The sequence below is a fragment of the Verrucomicrobiia bacterium genome (genome assembly GCA_035629175.1).
Taxonomy (GTDB): domain Bacteria; phylum Verrucomicrobiota; class Verrucomicrobiia; order Limisphaerales; family DASXHY01; genus DASXHY01.
Map to the genome: position 1 here is coordinate 1 of DASPIL010000066.1, position 20,723 is coordinate 20,723.

Below are 20,723 nucleotides of genomic sequence, written 5' to 3' on the forward strand. Positions count from 1 at the left end.
TGTCTGGAGGAACTCGAAGAAGCGAAGAAGACGAGAAGAAGGAAGAAGAGCTTTGGCGCGGGAAGAGCGAAGAAAATCAGCCGGAAGAAAACGGAATTTCATCCCGCCACTTTTCCACCGCTATCATTCCGCCGCTGACAAACAAGCCACGTAAAGTCTGCGACCACGTGGCAGGACGGGGAGAAAGCGGCGTGGCGGGTCGGAGTTAGAGAATTGGCACTTGTGTTTGTGCCCTTGATCGCGGAAACAGCAGGAGGAGGAAGTTTTTCAGCAAATTTTCCAGCGTAGTGATCCCTCTACGTTCCCGTGTAACGGGTGACAAACTCAAGCCTATGGCGGAAGTTTCGCGCCGGTATTCTTTTTCCTGTTCTTCCAGCGGAACGTGACGGATTGGCCGGCAACATCGACCAGGCTCGCGTCGTTGATGGCGGTGCGGGCGACATAGCTGCCCGAGATATTTAAGCGTGCTGGCACCAGGTCCGGCAGCTTGAATGTGAACGCCCCAGTCCGTATTCCAGACGGACGGATCGCCTTGCGCCCCCGCCCACGCGGTCCCGGCCGTACAACTGCATCCCCCATTCGGGGGAGCGGTCTGACACCCGCTCGGGGGATGGTCAGATCACGGCAGAGAATTATCATTCAAACTCTGTCACGACGAGAAACCATTCAACAATCCCAACCGGTACTATGAAAAGCTATCACCTGAAGACACGTTTGTGCGTTGTCGCGGCCGCTTTGGTCATCGGAAGTCCGCAGCTCAAGGCCGATCTTGTGGGACCTTACACGCCTGACGCCAACACGCTCTTTCTCTTTCACTTCAACGAACCCGCAGGCTCCTCAGCCACGGTGAACGCAGGTTCCAAGGGCGGCAATTCATACACGGTTCAGAACGACACGGCTGGCACTGGGCAGCCGAATCCTCCCGCAGTGACGGACCTGCTCGGCGCGGCCGGCTATTCCAGCGGTCCAATCAATTTCGGAAACAGCGCGAACTTCCACACAGCCGGATACCTGATTGGATACGACTTCAATGCGAATGGCGCCTACGAAGCCGATGTGCAGGGCGGACCCGTGAGTCCCGATCGCTTCGCGATGACCAACTTGAACGTGGGAAATGGAGGGCAATCCCCTTTCACGATCGAGGCGCTGGTTGCGCCCACCCGCATTGACGGCGCGCAGCAGGAGATTGTCTGCACCGACAGCTACGCGGGGGCGAACCGCGGATTCCAATTCCGCATCGTGGGCAGCCAGTTGCAGCTTCAGATGCTCGACGGCGCAACATTCTTCAATTCGTCGGCCCCCATTCCGACCACGGGGCCGCACGGGTTCACGAATGGTTTTTGGTATCACGTGGCGATCACGTACGACGGGTCATCTGTGAAGCTCTACTGGACCCGGTTAGATCCGAGCGTGAATGCCGCGAACCAGATTTCATCCGAAAATCGCGTGATCACCACGGGTCATGGAAACGTCCTGGCTCCGCTGGTTTTTGGAAATGACAACCGTGGTGCATCCAGCGAAATGTTTTCAGGCAGCATCGATGAGTTGCGGATCAGCAATGTTGCGCGCGGGCCCGGCCAGATGCAGTTCTTCTCGCCTGCGGTGACCATCGTTGCGAATCCCATCAGCCAGAACATCGATTACACCGAAACCGTCCGGTTCTCCGTCGTTGCCGCAAGTCCGACCCCAATGGGTTTTCAATGGCGTTTCGATGGCAATCCAATTTCGGGGGCGAACAGCAATGTTTATGTGATTTCACAAGTGGGTGCTGCGAATGCCGGGCTTTACGATGTCGTCGTTACGAACTCTGCGGGCTTTGCTTCAACGAGCGCACCGGCGAATCTCGTTGTCGGCGCAGCCAACTTCCTGGCGCATCGCTATAGCTTCAACGGCAATCTCAATGACAGCGTTGGCACGGCCCATGGCACCAACTTCGGGAATGCAACCGTGGTCGACGGCGCGCTCGTCCTCGACGGAACTGACAGCACCTACGCGCAATTGCCGGGCGGCCTGCTTGCGGGGTTGAACTCTGCGACTGTGGATTTCTGGGCAACGATCGGGACGACTCCGACTTCGTCACGCATCTTCGATTTCGGCAACAGCCTGCCCGATTTCACGAGTGCGATCGTTGGGTTCAACTATCTGTTTTTCACCCCGAATTCCGGTGGAGCCCATCGGCTGACGATTTCTTCGGGCGACGTTTCGTTCGAGCAGAATGCCGCGGGCACGGGCACGCTGGAGAATCAGACGGTGCACGTCACGTGCGTGGTCGATCCTCCCAACCAGAGAATGCTGCTCTACACGAATGGCGTCCTGGAAACGATCAACACGAACATGACCGCGCCTCTGTCGTCGCTGAATAACGTGCTGACCTATCTTGGCCGCTCTCTGTATGCGGTTGATCCGTATCTCAACGGCAGCATCGATGAGTTCCGCATCTACAACGGCGCGCTGTCGCCGATCACCGTGCAGCAGAATCACGAACAGGGGCCAAACATTGTTCTCAGCGATGGTCCCGTGGATTTCGTCGTGAACCCGGTCAGCACAAACATTCCTGTCGGCCAGACGGCGACCTTCACGGCAACTGCGGTCGGTTACCTGCCGATTCGGTATCAATGGTATAAGGGCGGTGTCCTGGTGCCGGGCGCGACGAATGCAAGCTACAGCCTCGTGTCGCAGCTGGCGGACAATGGCACATCGATCCAGGTCTTCGCCACCAATGTGATTGGCTCAACCGTGTATTCCGATGCAAGCACCGTGGCGACGCTGAACACCTTTGTGCCGCCGACGCTTGTCTGGCTGGGCGCATCGCATGGCGACTGGGATATGGCCTCGCTCAACTGGACGAACCTCGCGGGCGGCGCCCTGACGGCTTACACCTCCTTCGCATCGGCTCTGTTTGATGCTCGTGGCAGCGCGGCACCGACGGTTAACGTAACGCAGCCCGTGAACCCGGATTTGCTGACGGTGAATTCCGGATCCGATTATCTGATCACGTCGTTTGCCTTGAATGGTTCTCTTGTCGGGCAGGGCCGGCTGGTGAAGCAGGGAGCAGGAAGGCTTACGATCGATGTCACCAACAATATGTCGGGCGGAATCTTGATTTCCGCAGGCACGTTGCAGATTGGAAATGGCACGGGCACGGGAACGCTAGGAGGCGGTGCGGTCACCAACAACAGCGTCCTCGCGTTCAACCGCGGGGATACGCTGGCAGTTCCGAATGCCATCACAGGCTCAGGTTCAGTGCGCCAGGATGGCAGCGGTGCGGCCGCGCTTTCCGGGAACAACACCTACACGGGCCAAACGCTCGTGAACAGCGGCGTGATGTTCGTGCAGAGCAGCAACGCGCTGGGAGCCACCTCAGCCGGCACGGTCGTGGCCGCGGGCGCGCAGGTGTACATCACTGCCAACGTGAATCTCAGCGGCGAAGCGCTGACGATCAGCGGATCGGGCGCCGACAGTTCGGGATCACTTCGCAAGGGCGGAGCCGGAGCCACTACGCTCGGCGGACCCATTGCGCTGGCTGCGGACGCAACCGTGGGAGTGGACGGAGGCGCCGTGCTGACCGTCAGCAACTCGGTTTCAGGCGCTGCGATTCTTACAAAAAATGGAGACGGCACCCTGGCACTCAGCGGGCCGGGATCCTATACAGGCGGCACATTGCTCACGGCGGGCGCGCTGCAGTTGAATTCCAATAACAGCATAGGGCGGGGCAGCGTCACCGCTGAAGGCAACGGCCGGGTGATTCTCGGAAACGGAGTTACTCTGACGAATTCGGTGGTATTCAATGGCGTCAATCCCGGCGCTGCGCTTGGTGCCATCATGTTGCCGGACGGTTCCAATGCGATCGCGACTGTGAGTGGCCCCCTCACATTCCATGCGAACGCCGCGACCGGAGGGCACTTTGCCGGGCCGACAAATGGCCTGCTGAACGTCACGGGGCCGTTATCGTTTGAGAGCGGCGCCAATGTGCTGATGGTTCGATTGGGCAATGTCAGGTTGAGCGCGCCAGGGATTGGTTACACAGAACTGCAAATCCGGGCGAACACGACCAGCATCGGCGCCAACAACGCCATTGCACCGGGAACGGTTGTTGACATCGCAGGCAATGGAACTGCGACCGATCCGACCAGTCTGGACCTCAACGGGTTTAACCAGACGGTGCTTGGCTTGCGAAATGAAGTGGCGCCGGCAAATCTGGCGTGGGTCACGAACAGCGCTGGCTCCTTGAGCACCCTTACAATCGATCCGCAGGGCGGCGCCTATCTGTTCAGCGGCAGCATCGTGGGGAATCTATCGCTCGTGCTTGCTTCAGGCTCGCAGACCTTCCTGACCAACGGTTCCGCTTTGAGCGGTCTTCATACTTACACCGGCAACACGCTCATCAATGGCGGAACCCTCTCGCTCGGAACTGGCGTCCGGCTCACCGGGACTCCAGTGATTCATGTGGCAAATGGGGCGTCGCTGGACGTGACTGCTGCGGGATTGGTGATCGGACCGGGTCAAACACTGCGCGGCGGCGACGGCGCCTTCATTGTGAACGGCAGCGTCACCAACAACGGCACAATCGAGCTCGATGTGAACAAGGCGGGCGCGACGTTGAGCAGCGACAGCATCCAGGGACTGAACCATATTCGATTCGGTGGGACGTTGAAGTTGAACGTCACTGCTTCGCCAGCCCTGACGGCGAGCGACAGCTTCAAGCTGTTCAACGCGGCTGGTTACTCGGGAACCTTTGCATCGTTCGTTCCGTTCAGGCCAGCCCCGGGTTTGTCTTGGGACCAGAGCACGCTCGCGGTGGATGGAATCTTGCGCATTGCAGTCGGCGGAGGACCTGACACGACGCCGACAAACATGGTGACTGCGGTGACGGGTGGCGGAACTCAGTTGGAACTCGCATGGCCGGCATCGCATGTGGGATGGCGTCTGCAGGCACAAACCAATTCGCTGGCCACTGGCCTGAATGCAAGCTGGGTGGACGTCTCTTCTTCCACGGCCACCAACCGCATCATTGTGCCGATCTCGAAAACGAGCGGCGCGGTGTTCTACCGGCTGGTTTATCCCTGACGAATCTCAGTTAACTCAAACCACAAAAACGAAATGAAACACAGACTCAAACAGAACATGGGAGCGTCCCTGGTGCTCGCGGTTATCGCCTCATCGGCGGCAGCGGCCAGTGCGCAGATCACAATCTATTCGGACAACTTCAGCGGGAGCGGCGGGGCATTAAACGGCAGCGCTGTTGATGTCGGCGGCCAGAACTGGCAGGCGGGAAGCGCGTTCCTCGACAACGGAACAGTTAACACCGTTGTCGCTGCTTCCGCGAACGGCCAGGCCGCCTGGCTGCCGTTTGCCCCCGTAAACGGAACTGTTTACACGGCGACGGCAACCATCCTGAACACAAATCCCGATTGGATTGCGTTCGGATTCATGCCGGCGCTTCCGGTCGGTGGCGACTGGACGGCAACTGACTTCGGCGTGCGTCACTCCAACAGCGGTGCACACGCGTGGGGTTTTTCGCGAAACAACGCGACGCAGAATGACCAGGAGTTCTTCAATGGCGTCAATACCAGCAACAACACGGGTCTTGGCGGGAATCTTGCAGATCCGGCGAATCCGATCACGCTGGGAATTGTTCTGGACACGACTGGCGCAACGTGGACTGCGCAGTATTTCTTGAACGGGGTGCAGCAGGGTGGCTCGTTCAATCTTCCAGCTACCGCGAACACAGGCATCGGAGGTATCGGTTTCAGCCGCGACCGCAACGCAACTGCAGGCACCGGCGGTGTGATCTCTGCCTTCTCCCTGACACAGGTTCCCGAGCCCACCACGTTTGCGATGCTGGCACTAGGGGCTAGTTTGCTTGGGATGCGGCTGCGCCGGAACTTGAAGTAGTCGAAGGCAGAACAAGCGAGAGTCATTTGTTGAAAAAAGGGATTGGGTTCAATTCCCGGTCCCTTTCCAGTGAAAGTTGAAATGAAAGTGATTGAGCGAAACAAGAGCGTCCGAAACGGTTTTACCCTGATTGAGTTGCTGGTGGTCATTGCAATTATCGCGATCCTTGCGGCGATGCTGCTTCCGGCGCTGGGCAAGGCGAAGGAAAAGGCCAAGCGCACCCAGTGCCTGAACAACCTGCGACAGGTCGGGGTGGGTGTGATGCTGTATGCGGGAGACTTCAACGACCGCGTGTTCACCAACATTCATCCGCTCTCGCTCCATATCGGGCAGGCCGATGTCCTGAAGGCTTACGGAATGACGCTCAAGCAGGCGCCGAGTGAAGCAAACAACATTTGGAGCTGTCCCACCCGAAATTTTCTGCCGCGCCGCGACACGACCTATCCCAACGAAATTGCCCTGGGTTACCAATATTATGGAGGCATGAGGAACTGGCCGAACAACCCTGCGGGTCTTGGCAATTCCGGCAATGCACCCAGTCCCGTGAAGCTCGGAACTTCCCGCCCGAACTGGGCGATGGCGTCCGATGCCAATGCGCGGTTCACAGACCAGACGGCAAACAATGGGTGGGGGTATGACGGCCTGACGCCGGGACAGCCTCCACGGGTTCCGCATCAACGCCAGGGAAAACGGCATCCTGACGGAGGCATGGTGTTGTATGTCGACGGTTCCGTTCGGTGGATCAAGTTCGAGAGCATGTACATGTTCACTACCTGGAACCCGACCCGCCGCCTTTTCAGTTACCAGGAGGATTGGGGATCCTTGAATCCCACTGCGGCTCAGCTGCAGTTGATGAAGCCCACCACGGCAGATTTGCAGTAGCCCGCCTTGACCTTTGAAGCCATCTCCAGTCGCATTCACCCTGTGCATACACTGATGAGACGAATTGCGGGACTGTTCGCCGGGGCTGGCATGCTTTTGTCGTTGGCGGTTGTTTCGGCTGCGGACCTGGAGAGCGGTTTCGCGAACCCGCCGCGCGAGGCGAGGACGCGCGCTTATTGGTGGTGGTTGAATGGCAATGTCGACAAGGCCGCGATCACACGCGACCTGGAGGAAATGAAAGCGAAAGGGTGGGGCGGCGCCCTGATCTGCGACGCCGGCGGAGCGGAGCAGGACGGCAACGATCGCGTGCCTGCGGGGCCCGCTTTCTTCAGCACCGAATGGCGCGAGCTTTACAGGCACACATTGAAAGAGGCGAATCGCCTGGAGCTTGAGTTGAGCTTGAACATCCAGAGTGGATGGAACCTGGGCGGACCTGATGTTCTGGCTGAAGACTCCGCAAAAAAGGTGATCTGGTCTGAACTGGAGATTACCGGCCCCACGAATTTCAGTGGCGCACTTCCGCTGCCGCGCGTGCGGGATAATTATTCCCGGGAAATCGCCGTGCTCGCATATCGGATTCGTCCTGAAGTGCCCACCAACCGCCCCCCTCTTAAACACTGGCGCGAAAAGGCGATTCACAACGAGCTTCACTTTTCCGCGCCGGAAACAGCGATCCTCCACGAGGAGAACCAAGGTCTTCCAAATGAACACGACGCGCGGGTGGAGGACGTCGTTGACCTTCGCGGCAGGTTCGGTGCGGATGGTATTCTGCGCTGGGAAGTTCCGGCCGGCCGCTGGCAGGTGTTGCGCTTCGTCTGCACAATCGGCGATCGTTCGTATGTTTCCACTTCGAGCGACGGGTGGAAGGGATATTCGCTCGACGTACTGGACCAGGAAGCCTTGAAGAAATACTGGGATTCGGTGGTTGAACCCTTGATCGCCGACGCGGGATCGTTCGCCGGCAGCACACTTAAATACCTGCATACCGACAGCTGGGAAGTGGAGCCGCTGAATTGGACCCTTAAGTTCCCGCGGAAATTCCTGCAGTATCGCGGATATGACGTCACGCCGTGGCTGCCTGTTCTCGCAGGTCGTATTATCAATTCGCGGGAAGACAGCAATCGCTTCCTGCATGATTTTCGGCGCACGTTGGGCGACCTGGCCGTGGCGGAGCATTACACGCCATTTCGCGATTGGGCGCATCGCCACGGAATCCTGATTCATCCCGAGTCGGGCGGGCCGCACGCAGTTCCGATCGATGCGCAACAATGCCTTGGGATGAACGATGTGCCGATGTCTGAGTTCTGGGCGTGGTCGTGGCGGCATCGGGTCGGCGACCGCAATCGTTTTTTCCTGAAGCAGCCGGCTTCAGCGGCACACACCTATGGACGGAGGCTTGTCGCGGCGGAAGGATTTACCACGATTGGGCCGCACTGGCAGGAAACCGTTTGGGACAATTTGCGGCCGTCGTTCGACCACGCCCTGACTGAGGGAATGAACCGCCTCGTGTGGCATGCGTTCGTCTGTTCGCCTGAATCGGCCGGGATGCCGGGGCAGCAGTATTTTGCGGGGACACATTTCAACCCGAACACAACGTGGTGGAACCAGTCGGGCCCCTTCATCCAGTACATGAATCGCTGCCAGTTCATGCTGCAGCAGGGATTGTTCATCGCCGACGCATTGTATTACTACGGTGATCACGTGCCGAACTTCACCCAATTGCGGAGTTCCGATCCTGCAAAGGTGGGGAAAGGTTATGACTACGACGTGATTACGGAGGAAGCCATTCTCACCCGTGTCAGCGTGAAGGACGGCTTGCTCATACTGCCGGACGGAATGAGCTACAGGCTCATGGTTTTGCCGGAACGCGAAGTCATATCGCTGCGCGTGCTGGAGAAAGTGCGTGAATTGGTGAACGACGGCGCCACGATCATCATGGTGCGGCCCAGCCGGGCGAGCGGGCTGGCTGGGCATGAAAAGGCGGATGCCCGCGTCAGGGAAATCGCTGCGGAACTTCTTGGACGCGAGCCAGCGGCCGCCGCGCAGAGCGTGCGCAGATTCGGCAAGGGACGTGTTGTTTCCGGCCGCACAGCGCGCGAGGTTCTTCAGGCTGACGGGGTCGTTCCCGATTTTGAAGCGGCCGCCCCGAACGCCGATGCCGAGATCAACTACATCCATCGGCGTGATGGGCGTACCGACTTCTATTTTGTTGCGAACCGTTCGACGAACGCTGAAGAGGTTTCGTTGACGTTCCGTATTGGAGATCGCGCGCCCGAACTGTGGGATGCAGTCACTGGGGAGCGGCGGTTTGCCGCGGACTATCAGCAGTCGCAGGGACGCACCATCATTCCCGTTCAGTTGCCGCCGTGTGGATCGATGTTCGTGGTGTTTCGCGAGAATGCGTCAGCCCCCCCGGCAGCGCGGAGCCGAAATTACGATGAATATTCTCCGGTTCACGAGATTGCGGGTTCGTGGACCGTTGCATTCGATTCCAGGTGGGGCGGCCCGGGAACCGTGACATTTGACGATCTGGTCAGCTGGCCGGAGCGGCCTGAATCGGGCGTTCGTTTCTATTCCGGAACCGCAACCTATCGACGCCAGTTCACACTGCCCGAGGACGAGGTGACGAGCGGGCAGGGGGATCTCTACCTGGACCTGGGCGATGTGCGCGAGATGGCGGAAGTGAAAGTGAATGGAAAATCATGTGGCATTGCGTGGACGCCTCCGTTTCGTGTGAATATTGCCGGGGCTGTTCGCGCCGGAGTTAACGAGTTGCAGATCGAGGTCGTGAATTTTTGGCCGAATCGGATTATCGGTGACAGTTCCCTTCCACGGAACGAGCGCCTCACCCGAACCAACGTCCGAAAATTTACTCCCCAGTCCGCGCTCATGCGCTCGGGTTTGTTCGGCCCGGTGAAGGTGGTTCGGCGCGACGCAGCGGGTGGCCCCCGTGTGAGCCTGTCGACGGAAAACTTCAACGAGCACATGAGGTGAGGGAAAGGTTCACAGGATTCCCCAGTTCAAGGCAGGGAGCCATCGAGTTTTGAGAAATTCAATTCGTGCACTGTTGTTTTGGCTCACGCCATGTTCGGTCTTCAGTTCCGTTGCGCTCGGATGCGTCCTCCTTGCGGCCTCTATTGGGTGGCTGGGTGCCGCTCCGCAACCTTATGTGCCGGACGGATGGACGCTGCATCTATGGCATTTGGACGAAGCCACGACACCGTGCATCGATTCCGCGCCGGGAGGCACAAACCTGCTCGCACTGGCGGGAGGCGCAACGCTCGGGTATCCATCCCATGCAGGTTTTGGCACCGCGTTGAACACGGCCGATGGCGGGCAGACAGCGACAGGCGCATCGGGCCGGAATGCTGTGTTGTCAGCACTGCCGTTGGCGGATGGTTTGGATGACAATGTGCGAACATCGTTTGCAGATCCAGTGACGGGTGCTTTCACCTTTGAGGCAATCGTGCTCCTGCAGTTCGATCCGGCTCTCAACCTCGCCGCACGCGGGTCCGCGATGCAAATCCTCTCAGCAGATGCGGAAGATTCCGAAGAATCTTCGGGCCGTCTCTTCCAATGGCGTCTCGCGCCTGTCGGAGTTGGCTCAGGCGATGCCACGGTTCCGCGATTCGAATTCATCAACCTGCGGCAGGGCTTCGGCATCCAGACGCTGGTTGCGCCGATCCCAACAGTCGGACGCCACGCCATCGCGTCCAACGGCTGGTACCACGTCGCGGTGAGTTACAATGGCCTTGAGGGATCGGCCACCAACTTCAGTGTTTATTGGACGTCGATGAAAGCGACGAACGCAACGGCGAATCGTGTTTCGGCCTTGTCGCTGGATGATGATTTGGCCAGCGGCCTCGCAGCGGATCTCTGCATCGGGAACGAGGGCAGGGCGACGGGTGGATCAACTGATAACTTCATCGGGGCCATCGACGAGGTCCGCGTGAGCGGCATCGGCCGCAGTTCATCGCAGTTTTTCTGGAACGACGATTCCGACAATGACGGGCTCGCGGATGCGTGGGAACTGACGTTCTTCACGAATCTAACGCACGCGGCCGAGGGGGACTTCGATAACGACACGTACAGCAATCTCGAAGAATTCGAAGGCGAATCGAATCCAGCCATCTCTGCTTCAATTCCCGGAGGCACCGATCCAGACACGTTGCCAGAAGCAGGGCCTAGTCTGCCCCATACGCGTTATGTCCCGGTGGATGATGGGGATTCCAACACGAGCGAGTACGCGTATGCGGGATCGTCTGCGATCAATGCCGTTTCGTTCATTTGTTCGGCGCTGACAACCGTTAGCAATCAACAGTTCATCGCGTATTACGGCAGGCACCAGACGAATCCGGCTTTTCCTTTTAACAACCGGATTTGGATTGGGCGGCGAACAGTGGGTTCCAGCCACTGGGAAGTTTTCCGCACGACGTTCGCCGCCAACGCGATCACTGATGGTCATGATGTGGTTTGTTTTGGCATCGATGGCCATGGATTCATGCACATGTCCTGGGGCATGCATGGAGACGCATTTCATTATGCGCGCAGCCTGACGAATGTGATCGGAAGCGAACCCATCGCGTTCGGTCCCGATTCAACGATGACGGGAGCTGAGAATGCGGCGACATATCCGCAGTTCGTTGCAGTTCCTGGTGGCGATCTCTTGTATCTCTACAGGAAGGGAAGTTCTGGCGCGGGGGACACTTATTTGAACCGGTACGTGCTCGAATCGCGCACCTGGACGAATGTTCACAGGAGCGGATCCAGCGCGGTCCCATTTATCAAAGGCACTGGATGGCCGCTGGATTACAACGCTTACGGACAAATGCCGTGCATCGACGAGTTCGGGCGGTTGCACCTTGTGTGGACATGGCGTTACACACCTGCCTTTCAATCGAACCATGACTTCGCCTACGCGACGTCGCCGGACAGCGGCTTGAATTGGGAACGGAGCGACGGCAGCGCCTACGCCCTCCCGATTTCTGAGAGTCTCACCAACGGCGGTCCTGGTTCCGCGAACGTAGCCGAGCGCATCCTGGCGATCGCGCCGAACTCGAGCTTGATCAACCAGGCGGGCATGTGCCTCGATGCCGGCGGGCGCCCCGTCATCGCGACCTGGTGGTCTCCTGGGGCGGCGACCAACAATCATCGGCGGCAGTACATGGTGGCATTTCCAGACGATGCGAATGTTTGGCAGGTCCGCCAGATTTCAAATCGGACGAACGACCCTGTGGGAACCGTGCTGGGAGACTCCGCGGTTCGCGACCTTGGGCGCCCCGTTGTGGTATGCGATCGCGCAAACCGCATCGTGGTTCTCTATCGAGACAATGCGGGGAGCAACGGCTTGACCATTGTCCATAGCCTGCCGAAAGCGATGGATCCGGACCGCCTTGCGTGGACAACTGTGGATTTGACGACGACGAACCTTGGGAATTACGAGCCCGTCATTGACCTTGCGCGCTGGCAGCGGGACAACGTCCTGAGTGTGTTGTATCAGCCCAGCAGCGGCCTGGGCTACACGCCACCCGCGAACACGGCCTCGGAAATCGGAGTTCTGGAATGGGACGCGGCCGATTGGTTTTCGCATCGCCCTGCTTTGGAAGCCACCCTGGGGCATTCAGGCGAACAGGTCTCAATTGGTTTTCGATCTCAGCCAGGGTGGGGATATCGGCTTCAAGCGAGCAACGACCTTTCGGCCTGGACGAATGAGACTGCGTTCGACGGCACGGGCGGATTTCTGCGCCATGTGGAAACCAACGCGACCGCCAGCAGCCGTTATTGGCGGCTCATTGTTCGTGAAGGCGGATTGACCGGGTTGTGATCGACCGAAGCTCCTGCGCCACAAGTTTCTCCTGAAGATTGCGCATCGGTGGCCGATGACCATCCGGTGCAACCTCTGGTTGATTGCATTTTTGATTTTGCCTTAGAGCCGCGCGCTCCCGATCGCCTGTCACAGGCCATATGAAACGCGCGCGCCTGCCTGTATTCTTATCTGCGGTGTGCCTGTTGCTGTGTGCAGCATTCTCCGTTGCATCCGCGGACGGCGTGGCTGACTTCAGTCTGGAGGAATTGATCAACATTGAGGTGACTTCAGTTGGAAAAAAGGAGACTCGACTTCACCGCGCTCCGGCTGCGATTGCTGTCCTCACGGACGAAGACCTTCGGACGCTGGGGGCGAACACCATTCCCGAAGCGCTGCGCGCCGTGCCTGGTGTCCATGTCGCGCGAATCAGCGGAAATCGCTGGGCAGTGTCAGCCCGCGGGATGAACGATGAGTATTCCAACAAGCTCCTGGTCCTTATGGACGGGAGGAGTGTCTACAGTCCGATGTTCGGCGGGGTGCACTGGAACACCCCTGACCTTGTGCTGGAGGACCTTGATCGCATCGAGGTGATTCGCGGTCCCGGCGCCACATTGTGGGGAGCCAATTCGGTCAACGGCGTCATCAACATCATCAGCAAGAGCGCGCGCGAGACCCAGGGCGGACTCGTTTCCTCTTCATTTGGCACGGAAGAGCAGCCGTCCGTCAGTGCGCGTTACGGCGGAACCCTCAGTTCGAATTTCTTCTACCGGGTCTATACGAAATACTACAACCGCGAAGGTTTTGACGGCGCCAGCGGCAACAGCATGTCCGATGATTGGTCGCTTGCGCGCGGCGGGCTGCGGATGGATTGGGAGCCGGGAGACCAAAACCGGTTCACACTCCTTGGTGAGTATTACGGCGGCGTTTTCGGTGAGCAGATCGGGAAGATCGCCATTTACCCGGCGCCGGCCTTTCGCAATATCGGAATTGAGGCTGACGCGTCGGGCGGAAATCTGCTGGGTCGCTGGATCAGTCACTTCTCTGACGAGTCTGAGTTGAGCCTCCAGGTTTATTATGACCGCTACCAACGTGAACATGCTGTTGGAGGCGGAACCCTGGTCGCATCGCCCAACGAGTTTGCACCGGGCCAGAATCACGTTACCGAAACGCGCGACACATGGGACGTGGATCTTCAGCATCGCTGGCACGGACTCGCACGGCACGAGTTTGTGTGGGGCGCCGGTTTTCGCACCACGCGGGACTACGTTGATGCTGGCGGAGCAGAAGTGTCGTGGAATCCGGCGCGAACCAGCCAGAACCTGTTCAACGCATTCGTTCAGGATGAGATCTCGATTGTTGAGAACGCTTTCTCGGTCACGATCGGTTCTAAAATCGAGCACAATGATTACACTGGATTTGAGTTTCAACCGGGCGGGCGGCTTCTCTGGACGCCAACGGAACAGCAGACAGTGTGGGCTTCCCTGGCCCGGGCAGTTCGAAATCCAACGCGATTGGAAAGAGACGGAAGGATCAACATCGGGGCAGTGCCCCCGATGGCGCCCACCGATCCTGCCGTGATTGTCACGGCCACCCCGAACCGCCACGCGGATTCTGAAACGGTAATCGCTTATGAACTCGGCTATCGCATCGAGCCAAGCGCGTCGCTCTCGTTTGACGTGGCAGGCTTCTACAACGACTACGAACTGCTCGCAAACAGAGTGGGCGGCTTTTCATTCCAACCAACGCCCGTGCCGCATGTTGTACAGGATTACGGCCCGAAAAATGGCATCAGCGGCTACACGTACGGCGCTGAGTTGTTGTCGCGCTGGCAGGTCAGCCCGGCCTGGCGCCTCACGGCCTCCTACACCTGGTGGCGCAGTCACTTCGAGGTGAGTCCCTATTCCGACGTCACCAATCCAGAGCACCAGTTCAACGTTCGGTCGACCGTGTCGTTCGGCCGCGGATGGGAGATGCACGCGGCGGCATATTACGTCGGCTCTCTGGGAGCCGTGCCGCAAAACTCCCCAGGGCCCGTGCGCATTCCAGCGTATCTCCGGGGCGATCTCGGGCTGAGCTGGAAGCTGAGCGACAATTTTGAATTTTCTGTCTGGGGACAAAACCTTTTCGACGGCGGACACCCGGAATTCGGCGGCTACAAGTCGGCGCGTTTCGCGGAGATACCCCGATCGGTTTTTGGGAAGGTGACGGTGCGGTTTTGAACAGCCGATTACACGTTGACTGATGTTGATACTGCCTGCCACGAACCTTCTGGTTCAGCGCGCTCTGCGACGCTGCTGGGCGTTCGTGCTTGCGTCCGCGATGCTCGGCGGCCTTGGGGCGCTGCCGAACGCAGCGGGTTCAGACCTGGTGATGACGGAGCCGCAGGTGAAGGCGCTCTGCCTCCTGAATTTCGCGAAATACATCAGTTGGCCCGCAGAAGCCTTCGCGACAACGAATGCTCCCATCCGAATCGCGATTGCAGGCGACGAACGCATTCACCAGGAGCTCGAGCGCGCAGCGAAGAACAAGGTGATCTCGGGCCGGCCCGTGCTGGTGCTGGATTACGAGGACGGGCGTGTTCCGGAGAACTGCCACATGCTGTTCATCGGCGCGACGCAGAAGTCACGCACGCAGGAGATTCTTAAGGCAGTATCCGAAAAGCCAACGATCACGGTTGGCGATGCTGACGACTTCGCGGATCGCGGCGGGGTTATCATGTTCGTAAAGCGGGAGAATAAAGTGCGTTTTGAGGTGAACCTGAAGGCGGCGCGCGCTGCCCAGCTGCAGATCAGTTCCCGTTTGCTGGCACTGGCGGATGCCGTAAGGGGAAAGGAGTAGACGCATGCGATTCTTCACCAACGCATCCATCAAGCGCAAGCAGGTCCTGATCATCCTGCTGACCAGCGCTGCCACGCTGCTCCTCGCGTGCACGGCATTTGTGTGGTACGACGCAACGACATTCCGCAAGGAACTCGTTGAACAAGCCAGCAGCCTTGCTGACATCATCGGACGCAACTGCACTGCTGCAGTTGATTTTAATGACACCGAATCGGCGGAGGAAACCCTTGGCGCGCTCCACGGCGAACGCAACATCCTGGCGGCTGCTGTTTTCAAACGCGACGGGGCGCGTTTCGCGATGTTCCAGCGCATACCCTCGGCGCCCGTTGAACTTGCCGCTCCACGGTATCTGCACGCGGACCACCAGTTCACCAATGATTCCCTGATCCTCATCCGCCCTATGCTGCATCAGAAGGAGGCGATCGGGACCATCGTGGTCGTGTATGATCTGAAGGAGCTTTCAGAACGTCTGAAGCGTTATTTGTGGATCGTCGCCGCCGTCTTTGCAGTATCGCTGCTCGTTGCATTCGTGCTCTCCGCGCAACTTCAACGCGTGATCTCGCAACCGATCCAGAGCCTTGCACGCGCTGCCCGGGCGGTCGCGATCGAAAAGGATTATTCGGTCCGGGTGAAGAAGGAGAGCGAGGACGAACTGGGACAGCTGATCGTCGGATTCAATGAAATGCTTTCGCAGATCCAGGAGCGCGATTGCCAGCTTCAGAGCGCGCGGGATCAGTTGGAGAACCGTGTGCACGCGCGAACTGCGGAGCTCGCCAGCTCGCTCTCCTTGCTGAATGCAACGCTGGAATCGACCGCGGACGGCATTCTTGTCGTTGCCGAGAACGGCCGGGTCACGAAATACAACACCAAGTTCCTTAAGATGTGGAGCATCGGCGACGAGCTCATTTCGCAGCGGGATGACTCCAGGCTGCTTGAGTTTGTGACGTCACAGGTCAAGGATTCCGAGGCATTCCTGAGCCATGTCCGCGAGCTGTATGACAATCGGGAGGCGCAAAGTTCCGATATCATTGAGCTCACGGATGGACGTGTTTTTGAGAGGCACACGCAACCGCAGAACGTGAGCGGCAAGTATGTCGGCCGCGTTTGGTGTTTCCGCGACATCACGGAACGCAAGAAGGCTGAGGAGGCGTTGCGCGAGCGGCTTTCCATGCAGGAGCGCCTTGCGCGGATTGCGGCAACGGTTCCCGGCGTGATCCACACCTTCCGATTGAATGCCGACGGCACGACCTGCATGCCCTACGCAAGTCCGCGAGTGGAGGAAGTTTATGGCGTCAGCCCGCAGGAAGTTGAACATGACGCATCGGTGATCTTCAGCCGGATTCATCCTGACGACACCGGGCGCGTGCGCGCGTCCATTGAGGAATCAAAGCAGGCGATGACACCGTGGCGCGACGAGTTCCGCGTGCGCCATCCGGATGTTGGCGAAATCTGGGTGGAACTGCATTCGGTTCCGACATGTGATTCCGACGGCGCAGTGGTCTGGCATGGGTTTCTAAGTAACATTACCGAGCGGAAAAAGTCCGAGGCCAAGATCGCCGCGCTCAACAAGGAACTGATTGAAACATCGCGCCAGGCGGGCATGGCAGAAGTCGCGACCGGGGTGCTGCACAACGTTGGCAATGTGCTCAACAGCGTTAACATCTCCGCCACGCTGGTCGCCGACGGCATCCAAAAATCCAAGGCCGCCAATTTGCCGAAGGTGGTTGCGTTGTTCGAGGAGCATGGCGAGCGCATTGGAGAATTCATAGCTCGTGATCCGCGCGGCCAGCAACTGCCGCGGTATCTGCAACAACTCTCCCAGCAGCTGATCCTGGAACAGAAGAAGAATGTTGCCGAACTGGACCTGTTGCGGAAGAACATCGAACACATCAAGGACATCGTCGCGATGCAGCAAAGCTATGCGAAGGTGTCAGGGATCACCGAGACAGTCGCGGTGGTTGAGCTTGTGGAGGATGCCCTGCAAATGAATGCCGGCGCGCTGTCGCGGCACGAGGTGGAGGTTGTCCGTGAATTCTCTCCTGTGCCCACCGTCACCCTTGAGAAGCATAAGGTGCTTCAAATCCTCGTGAACCTCATCCGCAACGCCAAGTTCGCGTGCGATGAGTCGGGACGCTCTGATAAACGCATCACGGTTCGCGTCGCCGAATCGGGCGGGACGATCAGCATTGCCGTTGCAGACAACGGGATTGGAATCCCGCCTGAAAACATGACGCGAATCTTCAGCCATGGGTTCACCACCCGCAAGCAGGGCCATGGTTTTGGCCTGCACAGCGGCGCACTGGTGGCGAAGGAAATGGGTGGCATCCTGCGGGTTTGCAGCGATGGCCTGGGACGCGGCGCAACTTTTATTCTCGAATTGCCCATCGCAGTTCCCAAAGCCCGATGAAATCGAATTCCATTCACATTCCGCACCGATTGCTTGTCGTCGACGACAACCCGGCCATTCACGCAGATTTTCGTAAGATCCTGGAACCGGCGGCGGGGGCGCCGCACGTCATGATCGACATGGAGCAGCAGCTATTCGGGCCGGTTGATTCACGGGACGCATGCAGCCAGCCGTTCCTGCTATCATGCGCCAGCAGCGGGCAGGAAGGCCTCGCCCTGGTGCAATCGGGCGTGGCTGCAGGGAAGCCGTTTGCCATTGCGTTTATCGACGTGCGGATGCCGATTGGCTGGGATGGAATTGAGACCGCGTCGCGGGTGTTGCAGGAGGATCCGAACATCCAGATCGTGATGTGCACCGCGTTTTCGGATTATTCCTGGGGTGAAATGATGGAGAAGCTCGGCCAGAGCGACCGTATTCTGATTTTGAAGAAGCCGTTCGACAGCATTGAAGTGCTGCAATTGGCGCATGCGCTTGGCGAAAAGTGGCAGTTGGGCCAGCGCGCGAAATTACACCTGGCAGATCTCGAGGACACGGTGCGGCGGCGCACCGAGGAGCTGCAGAACGCCAATGCGCAATTGAAACTGGAGATGGAGGAGCGGGCGCGGGCAGAGGAGGCGCTTCGGCAATCGCAGAAAATGGACGCGCTCGGCCAGCTGGCTGGCGGAGTCGCCCACGACTTCAACAATCTCCTCACGGTGATTCGCGGCTACGCTCAGTGCCTGCTCGCGGACCCAGCGCAGGGAAACTCCGCGCTGGAAGCGTTGTCGCAAATCGACATCGCCGCGGAAAGGGCTGCGAATCTCACGTCGCAAATGCTGGTATTCAGCCGCAAGAAACGGATGCACAGGGAATTCCTGGACTTGAACGAGGTGATCACGCATTTGAACAAGATGTTGCGCCGCCTCTTGGGTGAGGACATCTGTCTGCAGTTCCAGCCTTCTGGCGCGAAGCTGGGCGTCAAGGCCGATCGCGCCATGGTTGAGCAGGTGATCATGAACCTCGTTGTGAACGCGCGCGATGCGATGCCGTCGGGCGGCTCGCTGATGATCCGGACTGACGAGGTGGTCATCAGCGATCCAGCGCGAATGACACTGCCCGCGGCGCGGGCTGGCGTTTTTGCCTGCATCACGGTCATCGATACGGGCTGCGGAATATCACCTGACGCATTGCCGCACCTGTTCGAACCTTTTTACACCACGAAGGAGCCGGGGAAGGGCACGGGCCTGGGTCTCGCCACGGTCTATGGGATTGTGAAGCAGCATGACGGCTGGATTGATGTGCAGAGCCGGCCCGGACGCGGCTCGACATTCAACGTGTTCCTGCCGTTGATTGCTGAAGATCGCCTGATGACGCATCACCATCGTCGAACCGAGAGCCCGGCCGGAGGAGACGAAACGATTCTGCTGGTCGAAGACGAGGAAGCATTGCGCGAGTTTGCCGCGAATCTGTTGAGGCAGAGCGGCTATCGCGTTATTCCGGCGGGTTCGGGCGTGGAAGCCCTGAAAATATGGGAGCAACGCGGTCATGAGATCGACCTGTTGTTGACGGATATGGTCATGCCTGAGGGGATTTCGGGCTGGTCACTCGCACAGCAGCTGCAACTCGCCAAGGCGGAGTTGAAGGTAGTTTATACGACTGGATACAGTCTCGAGGCGGTCGACCAGGAACACGCCCTTGCAGAGGGAGCCAACTTTCTGTCCAAGCCGTACCATCCGATTGATCTCATCTCCATCGTTCGGCGAAACCTGGATCAGCGGGCGCTCGAGCTTGCGATGTGATGAAGATCAACGGGCGACCGGAGCGGCCGCTGGAAGTTCATTGAACAGCACCCAATACATTCCAACGTGCCCCACGGCTTCGACAAACTTTTCGAAGTCCACAGGCTTGTAGAGGTAGCTGTTGGCGCCAAGATCATAAACGTCGGCGAGGTCCCGTTCTTCTTTTGAGCTGGTGAGCACCACGACAGGCAAGTGATGTGTGCGGGCGTGGCCGCGAATCTCACGCAACACTTCAATGCCGCTGACCTTGGGCAGCTTGAGATCAAGCAACACAACTGCAGGAAGAAACTCGCTGTCGGCGGTGTGGGCGGAATTGCCCTGTCCAAACAGGTATTCAAGAGCCTCGGCGCCGTCGCGCGCGACGATGACCTCATTCATGATATGGCTTTTGCGGAGCGCCCGCAGCGTGAGTTCTTCGTCATCGCGGTTGTCCTCCACCAGCAGGATTGTCTTGCGCGTGAGCGTGCGGTCCTCAACGGGTACAGTGATCTTTGTTGCCATAATGTTCGGAGCTTGCTGCACCTTATGGGAATCGTTCCTCACGCCACAACCCGGAGTTCACCCCATCAACGATGGGCTTTGCGCCCCCCGGAAAACGGATTCCGCAGCGCGGGCGCATCGAGCGAAAACTTGTTTTGACAATTCAAGGGCGGCCCTTAGATTTCCGTCGCTCTGGATGGGGTCGTAGCTCAGTTGGTAGAGCACCACAATGGCATTGTGGGGGTCAGGGGTTCGAATCCCCTCGGCTCCACCATCCACGCCTGCTTGGGTTTCCCTGCGATTTCGCATTCTCCGTTTTCGCCCGGCTTCCGTGTGTCAGGATTCTTCTCCGTGATCGATCTCCCGTTCCATCCTCCGCCCGATCGCGTCAACGCAAGCGATGCGCCCGCCTGTAACGAGCGCTGATGGACATCATCAGACAGAAAGAATCGGCTTGTTCTTTTTTAAGACAACACCGCGGCATGATGTCTTGAAACGGCGGTTCAACCGTGTCTCTCCACATGGGGAACTGGAGCTGTTCGCGTCCGTGTTTGAGACAGATTTGGCGCGGATCGGCGAAGGTTTTTGGGACGCGGCGGTACACTGAACGTTTCTTCAACCTTGCTGACGAATTCCG

12 protein-coding genes and 1 tRNA gene are annotated in these 20,723 nt (G+C 58.7%); 11 read left to right on the plus strand and 2 right to left on the minus strand.

The window, feature by feature from the left end; all coding sequences use genetic code 11:
• Positions 1 to 209, plus strand: a 209-nt coding sequence (locus VEH04_10610) for a hypothetical protein (GenBank protein ID HYG23223.1), incomplete at its 5' end; no start/stop codon positions are given.
• Between the two features lie 121 nt (positions 210 to 330).
• Here VEH04_10610 and VEH04_10615 read toward each other — a convergent pair.
• Positions 331 to 474 (minus strand): transposase, encoded by a 144-nt coding sequence (locus VEH04_10615; GenBank protein ID HYG23224.1) that lies wholly within the window; start codon positions 472 to 474, stop codon positions 331 to 333.
• A 213-nt stretch (positions 475 to 687) separates the two neighbouring features.
• Between VEH04_10615 and VEH04_10620 the strand changes: the two genes are divergently transcribed.
• From VEH04_10620 to VEH04_10660, 9 genes are all read left to right on the plus strand, one after another.
• Positions 688 to 5,067 (plus strand): LamG-like jellyroll fold domain-containing protein, encoded by a 4,380-nt coding sequence (locus tag VEH04_10620; protein HYG23225.1) that lies wholly within the window; start codon positions 688 to 690, stop codon positions 5,065 to 5,067.
• 33 nt (positions 5,068 to 5,100) lie between these two features.
• A complete protein-coding gene (locus VEH04_10625) occupies positions 5,101 to 5,895 on the plus strand; it encodes a PEP-CTERM sorting domain-containing protein (GenBank protein HYG23226.1) in 795 nt (264 codons plus the stop codon).
• A gap of 81 nt (positions 5,896 to 5,976) precedes the next feature.
• A complete protein-coding gene (locus tag VEH04_10630) occupies positions 5,977 to 6,777 on the plus strand; it encodes a prepilin-type N-terminal cleavage/methylation domain-containing protein (protein ID HYG23227.1) in 801 nt (266 codons plus the stop codon).
• A 54-nt stretch (positions 6,778 to 6,831) separates the two neighbouring features.
• Entirely contained in the window at positions 6,832 to 9,771 is a 2,940-nt protein-coding gene (locus VEH04_10635) for a glycosyl hydrolase (protein HYG23228.1), read from the plus strand.
• Positions 9,772 to 9,820: 49 nt separating this feature from the next.
• Positions 9,821 to 12,601: a BNR repeat-containing protein gene (locus VEH04_10640; protein ID HYG23229.1), complete on the plus strand. Its 2,781-nt coding sequence runs from the start codon at positions 9,821 to 9,823 to the stop codon at positions 12,599 to 12,601.
• Between the two features lie 224 nt (positions 12,602 to 12,825).
• A complete protein-coding gene (locus VEH04_10645) occupies positions 12,826 to 14,802 on the plus strand; it encodes a TonB-dependent receptor (GenBank protein ID HYG23230.1) in 1,977 nt (658 codons plus the stop codon).
• 22 nt (positions 14,803 to 14,824) lie between these two features.
• Positions 14,825 to 15,421: a YfiR family protein gene (locus VEH04_10650; protein ID HYG23231.1), complete on the plus strand. Its 597-nt coding sequence runs from the start codon at positions 14,825 to 14,827 to the stop codon at positions 15,419 to 15,421.
• Between the two features lie 4 nt (positions 15,422 to 15,425).
• Entirely contained in the window at positions 15,426 to 17,828 is a 2,403-nt protein-coding gene (locus VEH04_10655; protein ID HYG23232.1) for a PAS domain S-box protein, read from the plus strand.
• Complete coding sequence (locus VEH04_10660; protein ID HYG23233.1) at positions 17,825 to 19,606, plus strand: response regulator; 1,782 nt, start codon at positions 17,825 to 17,827, stop codon at positions 19,604 to 19,606. Before VEH04_10655 ends, VEH04_10660 begins: the two co-directional genes overlap by 4 nt.
• A gap of 6 nt (positions 19,607 to 19,612) precedes the next feature.
• Here the strand turns inward: VEH04_10660 and VEH04_10665 are convergent, their stop codons facing one another.
• The gene (locus tag VEH04_10665) at positions 19,613 to 20,107 is read right to left on the minus strand and encodes a response regulator (GenBank protein HYG23234.1); all 495 of its coding nucleotides are present in this window, start codon (positions 20,105 to 20,107) and stop codon (positions 19,613 to 19,615) included.
• Between the two features lie 177 nt (positions 20,108 to 20,284).
• On the opposite strand from VEH04_10665, the gene VEH04_10670 reads away from it, so the two are divergent.
• Positions 20,285 to 20,360, plus strand: a tRNA-Ala gene (locus VEH04_10670).
• Positions 20,361 to 20,723: the final 363 nt, after the last annotated feature.